This window comes from Kribbella capetownensis, from assembly GCF_004331485.1.
Classification (GTDB): Bacteria; Actinomycetota; Actinomycetes; order Propionibacteriales; family Kribbellaceae; genus Kribbella; species Kribbella capetownensis.
In genome coordinates this window covers 869,119-881,856 of record NZ_SJKD01000001.1, presented here as the reverse complement: position 1 = coordinate 881,856, position 12,738 = coordinate 869,119, and the positions used below count along the sequence as shown (strand labels likewise).

Annotated in this window: 13 protein-coding genes and 2 tRNA genes; 8 read left to right on the top strand and 7 right to left on the bottom strand. The window is 67.1% G+C overall.

Annotated elements, in window-relative coordinates:
• Positions 1-17: 17 nt before the first annotated feature.
• The gene (locus E0H75_RS04305; RefSeq protein ID WP_131511701.1) at positions 18-1,361 is read left to right on the top strand and encodes a hypothetical protein; all 1,344 of its coding nucleotides are present in this window, start codon (positions 18-20) and stop codon (positions 1,359-1,361) included.
• A 15-nt stretch (positions 1,362-1,376) separates the two neighbouring features.
• Here E0H75_RS04305 and E0H75_RS04300 read toward each other — a convergent pair whose 3' ends face one another.
• From E0H75_RS04300 to E0H75_RS04290, 3 genes are read right to left on the bottom strand one after another with little or no spacing between them, the layout of a single operon-like run.
• Positions 1,377-1,934: a hypothetical protein gene (locus E0H75_RS04300; protein WP_131511700.1), complete on the bottom strand. Its 558-nt coding sequence runs from the start codon at positions 1,932-1,934 to the stop codon at positions 1,377-1,379.
• A 2-nt stretch (positions 1,935-1,936) separates the two neighbouring features.
• Positions 1,937-2,530: a hypothetical protein gene (locus E0H75_RS04295; RefSeq protein ID WP_131511699.1), complete on the bottom strand. Its 594-nt coding sequence runs from the start codon at positions 2,528-2,530 to the stop codon at positions 1,937-1,939.
• Positions 2,527-3,162, bottom strand: a complete 636-nt coding sequence (locus tag E0H75_RS04290) for a hypothetical protein (RefSeq protein WP_131511698.1) — start codon at positions 3,160-3,162, stop codon at positions 2,527-2,529. The genes E0H75_RS04295 and E0H75_RS04290 overlap by 4 nt, the downstream gene beginning before the upstream one ends.
• A 451-nt stretch (positions 3,163-3,613) precedes the next feature.
• Between E0H75_RS04290 and gyrB the strand changes: the two genes are divergently transcribed.
• The 6 genes from gyrB (at position 3,614) to E0H75_RS04265 (ending at position 9,722) form a co-directional block, all read left to right on the top strand.
• The gene (gene gyrB, locus E0H75_RS04285; protein WP_131513017.1) at positions 3,614-5,590 is read left to right on the top strand and encodes a DNA topoisomerase (ATP-hydrolyzing) subunit B; all 1,977 of its coding nucleotides are present in this window, start codon (positions 3,614-3,616) and stop codon (positions 5,588-5,590) included.
• A 144-nt stretch (positions 5,591-5,734) separates the two neighbouring features.
• Complete coding sequence (gyrA, locus tag E0H75_RS04280) at positions 5,735-8,353, top strand: DNA gyrase subunit A (protein WP_475009172.1); 2,619 nt, start codon at positions 5,735-5,737, stop codon at positions 8,351-8,353.
• Entirely contained in the window at positions 8,353-9,282 is a 930-nt protein-coding gene (locus tag E0H75_RS04275) for a DUF3566 domain-containing protein (RefSeq protein ID WP_131511696.1), read from the top strand. The genes gyrA and E0H75_RS04275 overlap by 1 nt, the downstream gene beginning before the upstream one ends.
• 108 nt (positions 9,283-9,390) lie before the next feature.
• Positions 9,391-9,467 (top strand) — tRNA-Ile (locus tag E0H75_RS04270).
• Between the two features lie 34 nt (positions 9,468-9,501).
• The gene (locus E0H75_RS43915; RefSeq protein WP_238162815.1) at positions 9,502-9,633 is read left to right on the top strand and encodes a DLW-39 family protein; all 132 of its coding nucleotides are present in this window, start codon (positions 9,502-9,504) and stop codon (positions 9,631-9,633) included.
• Positions 9,634-9,646: 13 nt separating this feature from the next.
• A tRNA-Ala gene (locus tag E0H75_RS04265) sits at positions 9,647-9,722 on the top strand.
• Positions 9,723-9,883: 161 nt separating this feature from the next.
• On the opposite strand, the gene E0H75_RS04260 is transcribed toward E0H75_RS04265, so the two are convergent.
• The 4 genes from E0H75_RS04260 to E0H75_RS04245 all read right to left on the bottom strand — a co-directional run bounded on the left by E0H75_RS04260 (position 9,884) and on the right by E0H75_RS04245 (position 12,166).
• On the bottom strand, positions 9,884-10,228 hold the full coding sequence (locus E0H75_RS04260; RefSeq protein WP_131511695.1) for a ClpX C4-type zinc finger protein: 345 nt from the start codon (positions 10,226-10,228) through the stop codon (positions 9,884-9,886).
• Between the two features lie 67 nt (positions 10,229-10,295).
• Positions 10,296-10,586, bottom strand: coding sequence for a hypothetical protein (locus E0H75_RS04255; RefSeq protein ID WP_131511694.1), 291 nt, complete (start codon positions 10,584-10,586; stop codon positions 10,296-10,298).
• 186 nt (positions 10,587-10,772) lie between these two features.
• A complete protein-coding gene (locus E0H75_RS04250; protein ID WP_131511693.1) occupies positions 10,773-11,363 on the bottom strand; it encodes a dihydrofolate reductase family protein in 591 nt (196 codons plus the stop codon).
• Positions 11,360-12,166 (bottom strand): metalloregulator ArsR/SmtB family transcription factor, encoded by an 807-nt coding sequence (locus tag E0H75_RS04245; protein ID WP_131511692.1) that lies wholly within the window; start codon positions 12,164-12,166, stop codon positions 11,360-11,362. The genes E0H75_RS04250 and E0H75_RS04245 overlap by 4 nt, the downstream gene beginning before the upstream one ends.
• A 92-nt stretch (positions 12,167-12,258) precedes the next feature.
• Between E0H75_RS04245 and E0H75_RS43910 the strand changes: the two genes are divergently transcribed.
• Positions 12,259-12,723 (top strand): GyrI-like domain-containing protein, encoded by a 465-nt coding sequence (locus tag E0H75_RS43910; RefSeq protein WP_131511691.1) that lies wholly within the window; start codon positions 12,259-12,261, stop codon positions 12,721-12,723.
• The last annotated feature ends 15 nt before the right edge of the window (positions 12,724-12,738 follow it).

The following is a 12,738-nucleotide window of genomic DNA, read 5'->3' as shown; positions in this document are numbered from 1 at the left end:
CCCTAGGATCGGGCGCGATGCGCACGATCGTCGATGGTTTCCGCGAGATGGTCCACCTGATCGGAGACACCTTCCGGCTCTGGTGGCGGAACCTGCTGCCCCTGACGACCTGGTGGCTGGCCGGCTTCCTCGGCTTCAAGGCCTGCGTGGAGGCTGCGATCTGGCTGGACGAGCACGCGCACTCGAGCCTCGGCACCGGAGTGTTCTCGATCGGTGTGCTGCTCCAGATCGCCGCATCCGTCGGCATGATCCGGACCTGCGCGACGTCGCTCTACCGCTGGCGTGACGCGGCGTCCAACAAGAGCGAGGAGACCTCCGACCCGACGCAGCAAGGCGTGATGGAGTTGCTGGCCGTCACCCTGCTGCCGCTGGTCGCAGTGTGGTCGGCCTGGGGATTCCTCGAGGACCAGATCGGATCGCTGACGTCCACGAACAACGTCCAGCGCGGTCTGCAGTCGGGCGCGTCCTTCTTCGAGCTCGGCGGCGGCCAGTGGCACAAGTACCTGCCGGCGATCGTCATCCTGCTGGTCCTGCGCCGGGTGATCGAGGCGGTCGACGACCGCTGGCCGAGCCGGCCGGCGAAGTTCGTCCAGGTCTGGGCCGAGGCGTTCTTCCTGCTGATCACGGTCGTCGTCACGCCGTTCGCGGTCGAGGACGCCAAGGGCTGGATCAGCGAGCGCTCGTTCTGGTACTGGTCGCTGGACTGGTGGGACGGGCTGAAGGACTTCTTCGCGGGGATCCACATCCCGATCCCGGCCGGGATCGAGTTCCTCTGGGGCTTCTTCTGGGAGAGCCTCTGGCCGTTGTTCAAGCTCGGCGTCGCGGAACCGCTGACCTGGCTCGCGATCACGACCGTCGTCTTCGGTCACCGGGTGCTGACCAGTGGCGGCGTCTTCAAGGGCACCCGGGTCGAGCGCCGCTTCGGCGGTCAGCTCGAGCAGGAGGCACCGCAGCCGAACCGGATCGTTGCCCTCACCAACAAAGCTCCGAACCTGGTGCTCGGCGGACTGCGGGAGAAGTTCTACCCGACGCTGAACGCGTTCCGGCTGCTGGTCCGGGTCGGTCCGGTGTTCCTCGGCGTCGTCTGCATGGTCTACACGTTCTGGCTGCTCGGCAGCGACTGGGCCTTCGTCCTGATCCAGCGCGCGATCGGACCGGAGACCATGCACTGGGGACTGATGGTCCACGAGATCGCCGACCTGGGCCAGAGCCTCATCTTCGAACCGTTGCGGATCGCCTTGCTGGCGGCCGCATTCGACCTCTGCATCTCGGTCGGAGCCCGGCGTCGCGCCGAGGCCGCCGAGGCGGAAGCGGCCAAGGCGGAGACGAACGAGGTGGACAAAGAGCCGGTCAACGCCTGAGCGCCGGCTCCCCTGTCAGGGAGTGAGGATGATGCGCCGGCGCTCGGCCAGGTTCTGTACGACGACGCCGGTCAGATGCGGGACGGCCGACTCGGGGACGACATACACGCCGGCGAGTACTCCCGGCTTGTTCCGGTAGAACGGCTGGTCCTCGTTCGTGCAGTACGTCGGCAGCGCGAACTTGAACGGCTGCTTGGTCTGCCAGAGGTTGCCGCGGTCGTCGCGCAGGTTGGCCGAGCAGCTGAAGCCGTTCTCCTTCATGTACAGGCCGTCGAGCGGCGTCACCGTCATCTTCGCGACCACGATGACCGAGCCGGCCGGCTTGTCGTCGAGCGAGATCTCCTCGCCCTCGTCGTTGACGAGGGTGGTGTAGGTCTCCAGCGAGTCCAGCTTCCACTCGACGTCGCCGATCGTCACCGGGCCCTGCTTGACCACCTCGGTGACCCGGCCCTCGTCGAACAACTCCTCGTCGTTGTCGATGTAGTCCCGCAGCATCAGGAAGGAACTCGTCGACAGCAGCGCGAGCAGCAGCGCGAGCTGCACACCCCAGCGGACCGCGCGATGCCTGGTCATCGTCACGCCACCCTCACCTCGCGGTTCCCGAACACGTACTGAGCCGCGGCTCCGTCGACGAGCCGCTGAGCCACATCTTCACTCGGGATGCCGAGGTCGACGTCGATGGCGACGTACAGGACGTTGTACAGCGGCGCGGGATCGAGCCGGAGCGTCAGACCCTTCAGATCCGACGGGTTGACCTCGAAGACGACGGCGCCGATCTGGGCGAACCCGGGGTCCGGGAAGTCGAGGCCGGACTCGGTGACGCCCAGCGGCCGGTAGATGGTGCCGCCGTCGGCACGCAATGTCGGGTTGGCCGACAGCGGCTCCGTGACCCCGCGGACGGCGTCCCACTCGAGCGCGACGAACACGCCGTCGGTCTCGATCGGCTCGTCGTCCTCACCGGCGCCGCTCTCCAGCACCGTCTTGGCGAACTTCATCCGGGTGATGGTCACCGACGAGTCGCCGTACGGGAGCTTCTCGCCGATCGTGCCGTGCACGACCTCCATGTTCTGCTTCTCGTACACGTGGTCCGGGGTGGCGAGCCGGGTCAGTCCACCGAGCAGGATGAACAGGACACCGACCAGGACGGTGGCGGGGCGATACAGCTTCACTTCTTCTCCCCGTTGTCGACGACGACGGTCGGCTTGATCTGGACCACCGCATCCGCTTCCGGCTGCTGCCAGTACGGGTCCTCGTTCGCGCCGAGGAAGCCTTGGTCGGACTCGAAGCGCTCGCCGAGGACGCCGATCTCGACCATGTCGGCGGTGAAGTCCGGCGGTACGTCGAACTCGGTGACGCAACTGACCGGTGGGAGACCGAAGACGACGACCCAGCCGATCTGCCCGCGGCAGGTCGCACCGTTGGACTCGACCAGATCCTTGCCGTCGCCGGGCACCAGGCGGAGCAACCGGCCGTCCAGGGAGTCGCTGGTGTCCTGTTCGTCGTCCATGTTCTTCAGGTCGAAGTACACCAGCAGCTCGGCCTCGGCCGGCGAGTACTCCTTCTTCGGGTGCTGGACGATCTCGGCCTTGGTGAAGTTGTACTCCCACTTGCCGGACGTCACCGTCACCGGCGCAGTCAGCGTCGGCACGGTCCGGCCCTTCTTCTCCTTCCACCCACCGGTGGCCAGGACGATCAGGGCCAGGACGACCACGAGGGCGATCGCGATCAGCCACTTGCGCCGATGCCGGTGGATCACCCGCTCCGCGATCATGGCGTCGATGACGTCGTCGAGACTTTCCACGGCAGCGATCCTAAGGGCGATGGGGTGCGCGACGGACCGCCTCGTCCGCGCTCGGCCCGGTCTGTTGAACCGGTCTGTACCGGTGTGGATCGTCTCGGTTCCCAGACGGACAGTGGTGAACCGACCGGAGGCCACTGAGCGGCCTTGAGCGCTTTCCGGCCCCCCACCCGCGAGAGGGGACATGGCGACGAGGGAGAAAAGACGCCCTGACCCGAGTTTCAGGCGCCTGGTGGCAGGTTCTGCTTCGGTCGACAGGTAAGATGGAGCCTGTAGAGCGAGCCGCGCCTCTGACAACACTGTAGGGGGCGGTTTCCACTGTGCAGCGATGCCTCGCGAACGCGGGGTCCGAGGAGGACAACAGCCGGTGACCGACGAGCCGACCGAGATCGACGCCAACCAGTCCGCCGACCCCATCGGCACCGTCGCACCCGACAGCGGTGAACTTCCCGCGATGCTCGACGCGATCCCGTCGAACGTCGTCGACCGCGAGTACGACGCGAGTGCGATCCAGGTCCTGGAGGGTCTGGACGCGGTCCGGAAGCGTCCTGGAATGTACATCGGGTCCACCGGTGAGCGTGGTCTGCACCATCTCGTCACCGAGGTGGTCGACAACGCCGTGGACGAGGCGATGGCCGGGTTCGGCGACCGCATCGTCGTCACCCTGCTGCCCGACGGCGCCGTCAGCGTCGAGGACAACGGCCGCGGTATCCCGGTCGACATCGTCGAGTCCGAGGGCAAGCCGGCCGTCACCGTCGTACTGACCGTCCTGCACGCCGGCGGCAAGTTCGGCGGCGGTGGGTACAAGGTCTCCGGTGGTCTGCACGGTGTCGGTGTCTCCGTCGTGAACGCGCTGTCCACCAAGCTCCGCGTCGACGTGAAGCTGAAGGGCAAGCTGTACACGCAGTCCTTCACGCACGGCGTCCCGGACGAGGACCTCGCCGAGATCGGTACGTCGGACTCGAACGGGACCACCGTGACGTTCTGGGCCGACCCCGACGTCTTCGAGACCACGACGTACTCGTACGAGACGCTGACCACCCGATTCCGTGAGATGGCCTTCCTGAACAAGGGCCTGGAGATCGTGATCCGGGACGAGCGTCCCGACCACACCGAGGACGGTCACCCGGTCGAGCAGTCCTTCAAGGCCGACAACGGCCTGGTCGACTACGTGAAGTACCTGACCGGCATCCGGGAGACCGTGCACCGCGACGTGATCTCGTTCGAGGCCGCGGCCAACGGTGAGAACAGCATGAGCCTCGAGGTCGCGCTGCAGTGGAGCGGCTCCTTCCAGGAGTCCGTGCACACCTTCGCGAACGCGATCAACACCCACGAGGGTGGTACGCACGAGGAAGGCTTCCGGGCCGCGCTGACCTCACTGGTCAACTCGTTCGGCGAGGACCAGGGCATGATCAAGAAGAAGGAGGACCGGCTCACCGGTGACGACATCCGGGAGGGCCTGACCGCGATCATCTCGGTCAAGCTCGCCGAGCCGCAGTTCGAGGGCCAGACCAAGACCAAGCTCGGCAACACCGAGGTCAAGGGTTTCGTCCAGCGGGTCGTGAACGACCGGCTCGGCGCCTGGTTCGAGCAGAACCCGCAGGAGGGTCGCGAGATCATCCGCAAAGCGACCGCGGCCGCGAGCGCCCGGATCGCCGCCCGGAAGGCGCGCGACCTGGCCCGCAACCGCAAGGGTCTGCTGGGTGGCGGCGGTCTGCCCGGCAAGCTGGCCGACTGCCAGTCGACCAACCCGGAGGAGTGCGAGGTCTACATCGTCGAGGGTGACTCGGCCGGTGGCTCCGCGAAGGGCGGCCGGGACCCGAAGTTCCAGGCCATCCTGCCGATCCGCGGCAAGATCCTGAACGTCGAGAAGGCCCGGATCGACAAGGTCCTGCAGAACAACGAGGTCCAGGCGATCATCTCCGCCCTCGGTACCGGCATCCACGAGGACTTCGACGAGGACAAGCTCCGGTACCACAAGATCGTGATCATGGCCGACGCCGATGTCGACGGCCAGCACATCCGGACCCTGCTGCTGACGCTGCTGTTCCGGTTCATGCGGCCGCTGATCGAGCGGGGGCACGTGTACGCCGCGCAGCCGCCGCTGTACAAGATCCGCTGGAGCAACCACGCCGACGAGCTCGCGTACACCGACCGGGAGCGCGACGGACTGCTCGAGGCCGGCGCCGAGGCGGGCCGGAAGCTGCCCAAGGAGAACCCGATCCAGCGCTACAAGGGTCTGGGCGAGATGAACGCGAACGAGCTGTGGGAGACCACGATGGACCCGGCGAACCGGGTGCTGCTGCAGATCACCCTGGACGACGCGGTCCGCGCCGACGAGACGTTCCAGACGCTGATGGGCGACGACATCGAGGCGCGGCGCAGTTTCATCCAGCGCAACGCCAAGGACGTTCGCTTCCTCGACATCTGATGGATCCGTGGCCCGTTGCCCCGGGCCACGATCCGCCGGCGCCATCGACCGACGTACTGACTTGAACGGGACGAGCTTTTCATGACCGAGACCCCCACCACTCCGGGCCACGACCGGGTCGAGCCCCTCGACCTGCAGACCGAGATGCAGCAGTCGTACCTCGACTATGCGATGGCGGTCATCGTCGGCCGCGCACTGCCCGAGGTCCGCGACGGCCTGAAGCCGGTGCACCGGCGCATCCTCTACGCGATGTACGACGGCGGCTACCGGCCGGACCGTGGTTTCAACAAGTGTTCTCGCGTCGTCGGTGACGTGATGGGTCAGTACCACCCGCACGGCGACTCGGCGATCTACGACACCCTGGTCCGGCTGGCGCAGCCGTGGGTGATGCGGGCGCCGCTGATCCAGGGCCAGGGCAACTTCGGTTCCCCGGGCAACGACCCGGCGGCCGCGATGCGGTACACCGAGTGCCGGATGGCGCCGCTGGCGATGGAGATGGTCCGCGACATCGACCAGGACACGGTCGACTTCCGGGCCAACTACGACGGCAAGTCGCAGGAGCCGGTGATCCTGCCGGCCCGCTTCCCGAACCTGCTGGTGAACGGCTCGTCCGGTATCGCGGTCGGGATGGCGACGCAGATCCCGCCGCACAACCTGCGCGAGGTCGCGGCCGCGGTCGACTGGGCGCTGGAGCACCCGGACGCGACCCCGGAGGAGTTGCTCGACGCCTGCCTGCAGCACATCAAGGGCCCGGACTTCCCGAACGGCGCGCTGATCGTCGGCTACAAGGGCATCGACGACGCCTACCGCACCGGCCGCGGCTCGGTCACCATGCGCGCGGTCGTCGACATCGAGGAGGACTCGAAGGGCCGTACCAGCCTGGTCGTCACCGAGCTGCCGTACATGGTCAACCCGGACAACCTGGCGCAGAAGATCGCCGAGCTGGTGAACACCGGCAAGGTCAACGGCATCGCCGACATCCGCGACGACAGCTCGTCGCGGACCGGGCAGCGGCTCGTGATCGTACTGAAGCGGGACGCCCAGCCACGCGTCGTACTGAACAACCTCTACAAGCACACGCAGCTGCAGGACACCTTCGGCTGCAACATGCTTGCGCTGGTCGACGGCGTACCGCGCACGCTCAGCGTGAACCTGTTCATCAGCCACTGGATCGACCACCAGATCGAGGTCATCCAGCGGCGGACCCGGTTCCGCCTGCGTGAGGCCGAGAAGAACGCGCACATCTACCGGGGCTACGTGAAGGCGCTGGACGCCCTCGACGAGGTGATCGCGCTGATCCGGCGCAGCCCCGACGTCGACGAGGCCCGCACCGGCCTGATCGAGCTGCTGGAGATCGACGAGATCCAGGCCCAGGCGATCCTGGACATGCAGCTGCGCCGGCTGGCCGCCCTGGAACGGCAGAAGATCATCGAGCGGTTGCAGGAGCTCGAGGCGATCATCGCCGACCTCGAGGACATCCTGGCCAGCCCGGAGCGGCAGCGCACGATCGTCAAGGACGAGCTCGCCGAGATCGTCGACCGGTACGGCGACGAGCGGCGGACCGAAATCATCGCGGCCGACGGCGACCTGTCGGTGCAGGACCTGGTGCCGGACGAGGACGTCGTCGTCACCATCACCCGCGGCGGGTACGCGAAGCGGACCAAGACCGACCTGTACCGGACCCAGAACCGTGGCGGCAAGGGCGTCCGCGGCGCTGCGCTGCGGGCAGAGGACGAGATCAGCCACTTCTTCGCCACCACGAACCACCACTGGATGCTGTTCTTCACCACCAAGGGCCGGGTCTACCGGGCCAAGGTGTGGCAGCTGCCCGAGTCGGCTCGGGATGCCAAGGGCTCACATGTGGCGGGTCTGCTCTCGTTCCAGCCGGACGAGCAGATCGCGCAGGTACTGACGCTGCGGGACTACGAGCAGTCCGACTACCTGGTGCTCGCGACCAAGAAGGGCCTGGTCAAGAAGACGGCCCTGACCGACTACGACTCGGCCCGGCAGAGCGGCATCATCGCGGTGAACTTCCGCGAGGAGGACGACGAGCTGATCGGCGCCGACCTGGCCACTGCCGAGGACGACCTGCTGCTGGTGTCCCGCAAGGGTCAGTCGATCCGCTTCACCGCGAACGACGAGCAGCTCCGCCCGATGGGTCGGGCCACCTCCGGCGTGACCGGGATGAAGTTCCGCTCCGGCGACGAGCTGCTCTCGATGTCGGTGATCCGGGCCGGTGCCGACGAGGAGACGCAGTACGTCTTCACTGTCACCGACGCCGGGTACGCCAAGCGCAGCCGGGTCTCGGAGTACCGCCAGCAGGGCCGCGGCGGCCTCGGCATCAAGGCGGTCAAGCTGAACGACGAGCGCGGTTCGCTGGTCGGCGCGATCATCGTGGTCGCCGAGGACCAGGTGCTGGCGATCAAGGCCAGCGGCCAGGTCGTCCGCAGCCGGGTCGACAGCGTGCCGGTGAAGGGCCGCGACACGATGGGCGTCCGGTTCGCCGGCGTCGGAGAGTCCGACGCTGTGGTCGCGATCGCCCGGAACACCGACCTGACCGTGAACGGCGAACTCGACGGAGACCTCGACGCCGAGGAATCCGACGGCGCCGAAGCGGGTACACCCTCCGAAGGTGCCCAGGATGTGGACGGATCGACAACCGAATCCACCCCTGAGGGCGTCAACAATGGTGACCAGCGTTCGACGGACGTCGACGGCGCGGCTACCGTCGAAGACGACGAAGCCGGCCAGGAGGGTGACTGATGACCAACCGCGCGAGGCCGACATGGCCAGACGGTGCGGCGGACAGCTCCAAGACCCAGCGGCCGGCGCAAGGCCGGGAGCAGTCCACGCCACCGGCCGACCCGGCCTCCAACGGTCGTTCCAACGGCCAGCCGAGAACAGGTGCTCCGAACGGCCAGCGGGCCAGTGAGTACCGGCCGCAGCAGCGACCCGGCGCCGCGCCGGGTGGCGCTCCCCTGCCTGGCCAGACCGCTCGGCCGCCTCAGCAGCAGCCGGTCCGCCCACAGCAGCAGCGCCCGGGCCAGGTGGCGCCCGGTCCGAGTACGCCTGGCCGCCCCGAGCCCTGGTCCCCCGGTGCGACAGGTGCACCGCGAGCCACTGGGCCGGCGGCATCGTCGTACGGGCTGACCGACGAGCCGGCCAAGACCGAGACGTTGGGTGACCGGCTCAGCGCGGCGCGTCAGGCGGTGCTCGACAAGGCTGCGTCGGTTTCGTCGCCGAAGACCGCCAAGCCGGAGAAGACCGAGAGCAGGCTCTCGGCCAAGGCCGAGAAGACCCCGAAGGCGTCGCACCGGCCGCAGACCCGCAAGGCCCGGCTGCGGATGTCCCGGATCGACCCGTGGTCGGTGATGAAGACGGCGTTCCTGCTGTCGATCGCGTTCGGCATCGTCACCTGGGTCGCGGTGTTCATCGTCTGGTCCGCGATCGGCGCGGCCGGCGTGTTCGACAACATCAACAACACGGTCCAGGAAGTTCTGGGTACGCCGACCGCCGAACCGTTCCGGATCGAGAACTACATCAACACCGGAAAGGTGATGGGATTCACCACGCTGCTGGCGTGTGCCGACGTACTCATCATCACCGCGCTCGCGACGCTCGGATCCTTCCTCTACAACATCGCCGCCACGCTGCTCGGCGGCCTCGAAGTCACGCTGGCGTCGGAGGACTGACGACGTACCCGTGTCTCCGGTCGGGCCCCGCGTGGGCCTGACCGGAACCGGTTTGGGAGAGGGGCACTTGGTGCGGTAATCTCTCCCGGGTTCGATCCCGCAGAACGCGGGCCTATAGCTCAGACGGTTAGAGCGCTGCCCTGATAAGGCAGAGGTCACTGGTTCAAGTCCAGTTAGGCCCACCATCCCCATGGCGAAACCCCGATCCGAGGAGTCCCGGTGCTGAGAAAGATCCTGCTGGTGCTGGTCGCCGGCATCGGTGGATACTTCGCCTACAAGAAGACCCAGCAGTCCCGCGCCGAGAAGGACCTCTGGGCCGAGGCCGTCGACCCGGTCACCCCGGGCCGCTGACCAATACCCCCACGGGGGCGTAGCTCAACTGGCAGAGCACTGCCTTTGCAAGGCAGGGGTTAGGGGTTCAAGTCCCCTCGTCTCCACCACACGACAGGCCGGTCTCCCGACGGAGACCGGCCTTTCGCGTATCTCCCCCACGCGCGCTCCATCCGTCGCATATTGCGCGGCCGCTCTCCCGCCCGCCGCGTTCCTTGCTTGCGCCGAGAACGTCTGTGTCGCGCGGCTTCCGAAGCCTGCTGGTTACGGGCTATGCCTCGTTGGAGAAGCGTTCCCAGGCTGATTGGCGGGTGGTGCCGAGGGCTTCGCCGATTCTGGCCCAGGTGACGGAGCGGGTGCGGAGGAGTTGGACGCGGTCGTGGACGGCGGCTTCGACCTGGTTGCGGGAGGCGTCCAGTTGGACCATCTCGGCGAGGAGTTCGTCGTCGGTCTTACCGTCGAGCGGCGGGAACGTCGCCATGGGCTGGCCGCCGATCAGCTGTTCGCACAGGACCACGCACTCGTTGCAGATGAACGCCCCGGGACCGGCGATGAGCCGGCTCACCTCGTCCTTGGCCTTCCCGCAGAACGAGCAACGCATCACGTTGTCCGGCATGACGCTCTCCCAACCTGTCAGGACCACCCTGACAAGTTGTCAGGTTAGACCTGACAACCTCTGACCGTCAACGGGTGACACCGGAGCCCGAGGTCGTCATGGTGGGCTGCATGACGGACGAGAACGCGGAGCTCGAGGTGAACAGGCAGTTGTGGGATCGGCTGGCCGAGGTCCACACGACCGGAGAGTCGACGTACTGGAGCAGATCCAAACCGTCGACCGGCCCGCGGAGAAGCCCGTCGATGTCGTCTTCGCGTCGTACGGATCGCTGTGCTGGATCGCCTCGCTGGACGCGTGATTGGGCGGAGCGGCTCGAGTACTGCGACCCGGCGGCAGGCTCGTCGTGGTCGAAGTACATCCGTTGATGCTGATGGTCGACTCGGTGGCACCGCTGGTGTTCGGTACGGCGTATCTCGGCCGGCTTGGCCGTCGACGACCTGACCGAGTACGTCCGCGACGAACAGGAACATCGGTCAGGCGTGCTCGTTCGCGACCCCATCGGCGGCCAAACCTCCCCGTGACCAACTCACTCCGCGCAAGCAAGTCAGCGGGTGCGGTCGTAGATGAGGGCTAGTTCGCCGAGGTTGCCGGTGTCTTGGCGGGCGAGGGTCCATTTGGAGGCGGGGAGATCGTCGTCGAAGAGGCGGTCTCCGTTGCCGGCGATTTCGGGGGTGATGATCAGGTAGAGGCGGTCGAGGAGGTCGGCGGCCAGGAGGGGCTTGATGACGGTGGTGCTGTTGTTGACGAGGATGTCGCCTTCGCCGTCGGCCTTGAGTTCGGCGACGACGTCGGCGGCGGGCGCGTTCACGATGCGGGTGCGCTCCCAGGGTGCTTCGGTCAGCGTGGTCGAGAGGACCACCTTCTCGGTGTCGCGGAGCCACTTCGCGTAGCCGCGATCGCGCGGATCGGCGGTCTCGTCGTCGGCGAGCGGAGGCCACCAGCCCATGAAACCCTCGGCGTTCACCCGGCCGAGCAGTGCTGTCGTCGAGCCTTCCCAGATGCGGGTGAGGTGGTCACGCGCGACATCAGTGACGGCGTACGGGACGATCGCGCCGAGGTCACCAGGGCCGCCAGGACCGTTGTACCGGCCGTCGAGGGTGAGGCTGATGTTGGCTCGTACCTTGCGTTCACTCATCTGTCTGCTCCTTTGTCGTTGATGCGATCGGTGAGGTTGTCGAGGACCTGACCCCAGCCGGTGGCGATGCCGGCGATGTATGGGACGGCGTCGACGGTCGTCTCGTTGATGCGTACGTCGACCTGCAGCCGGGTGCCCTCGGGGACCGCCGCGAACCGTACGTCGTACTCGCTGTGGAAGGAGACCGCGTCGGAGTCGTCCAGCAACCTCAGATCGAAGACGAGGTGTGAGGCTTCGTCAGCGGTGTGGACCTGTCCACGCGAGCGGTAGAGCTGCTCGCCGTCGCGGTAGTCGAGGACCGCGCGACCGCCGGCCTTCGACTCGAGGATGCAGTCGGCGATCGTGACCGACGGCGGCGCCCACCAGGTTGCGAGCAGGTCCGGATCGACCCAGTGCTGCCAGACGACGTCCGGCGCCGCGGCCAGGATGCGTTCGAACGAGAAGGTCCGTCCGTCCGCCCAGCGCTCCCGGTCCGCGATCGCGGACTCGGCGTCGATCGAGGCGCGGTGCCGCGCGATCACGACTCGATCGCCCGCGTGCGCCTCGATCGCTCCGACCAGCTCACCCAGCCGGCGTTCGAGGTACCGCAGTGGCGTGGCCTCGAGGGCGTAGACGCGGCGTTGTCCGAGCGGGGTGACCGTGACCAGGCCGGCCCGGCTCAGGGTCTGGAGGTGCTTGGTGGTCTGCGGCTGGCGCAGGCCGGTCAGCTCGGCCAGTTCGCCGACGGACCGTGGTCGCTCGGCGAGCAGCTCGACGATGCGCCACCGTGCGCCGTCGCCAAGAGCTGATGCGATCTGGTCCATGCCTCGAAGTATTCATCACCAAGAATATTCTTGTCAATGAATATCTCGGGATCCTTGACCCTGCCCTTGGGTGAAGGGTGAGGATGGCGCGCATGATGGTGCGGAGATCACTACTCGCGCAGCCGGTGTTGTGTATCCGCGCTGTCTGGGATTCGTCGGATCCGGACTCGGGTGCAGGAGTGGACCTCGAGGAGATCCGCCGGGTGCGCGAGGCTCAGCAGCTGGAGCAGGCTGGGGCGCCGTACATCTGTGTGGGCGAGCCGGACGAGGCCGGGTTGGTCCACGGCGAGAGCGTCGTGCCGGTTGATCGGCTCGGTACGCCGAGGGGACGAGTCGAGGCGCTGGTGCAGCCTGCCACCGAGGCCGTCTCGGTCGTGTATCGCGACAACATTCACCTGACCGCAGGCCAGGCTGTTGTCCAGCACCTCATCCAGCAGACAGACGAGGCCGGCCTGATCCGGGTCGGACTGCCTCGGTGGATCTATCACACCAACCCCACCTGGAACCTGCTGCCCGACGACCATCTGATCGAGGTCCTCTGGCCGGTGAAGAGCTAACCAGACAGAGGCAGA

Coding starts and splice junctions, on each gene's coding strand:
- E0H75_RS43910 (WP_131511691.1), top strand. CDS start 12,259: ATGATGGTGCGGAGATCACTACTCGCGCAGCCGGTGTTGTGTATCCGC.
- E0H75_RS04300 (WP_131511700.1), bottom strand. CDS start 1,934: ATGACCAGGCATCGCGCGGTCCGCTGGGGTGTGCAGCTCGCGCTGCTG.
- E0H75_RS04250 (WP_131511693.1), bottom strand. CDS start 11,363: ATGAGTGAACGCAAGGTACGAGCCAACATCAGCCTCACCCTCGACGGC.
- gyrA (WP_475009172.1), top strand. CDS start 5,735: ATGCAGCAGTCGTACCTCGACTATGCGATGGCGGTCATCGTCGGCCGC.
- E0H75_RS04275 (WP_131511696.1), top strand. CDS start 8,353: ATGACCAACCGCGCGAGGCCGACATGGCCAGACGGTGCGGCGGACAGC.
- gyrB (WP_131513017.1), top strand. CDS start 3,614: ATGCTCGACGCGATCCCGTCGAACGTCGTCGACCGCGAGTACGACGCG.
- E0H75_RS04305 (WP_131511701.1), top strand. CDS start 18: ATGCGCACGATCGTCGATGGTTTCCGCGAGATGGTCCACCTGATCGGA.
- E0H75_RS04260 (WP_131511695.1), bottom strand. CDS start 10,228: ATGCCGGACAACGTGATGCGTTGCTCGTTCTGCGGGAAGGCCAAGGAC.
- E0H75_RS04245 (WP_131511692.1), bottom strand. CDS start 12,166: ATGGACCAGATCGCATCAGCTCTTGGCGACGGCGCACGGTGGCGCATC.
- E0H75_RS04255 (WP_131511694.1), bottom strand. CDS start 10,586: ATGTACTTCGACCACGACGAGCCTGCCGCCGGGTCGCAGTACTCGAGC.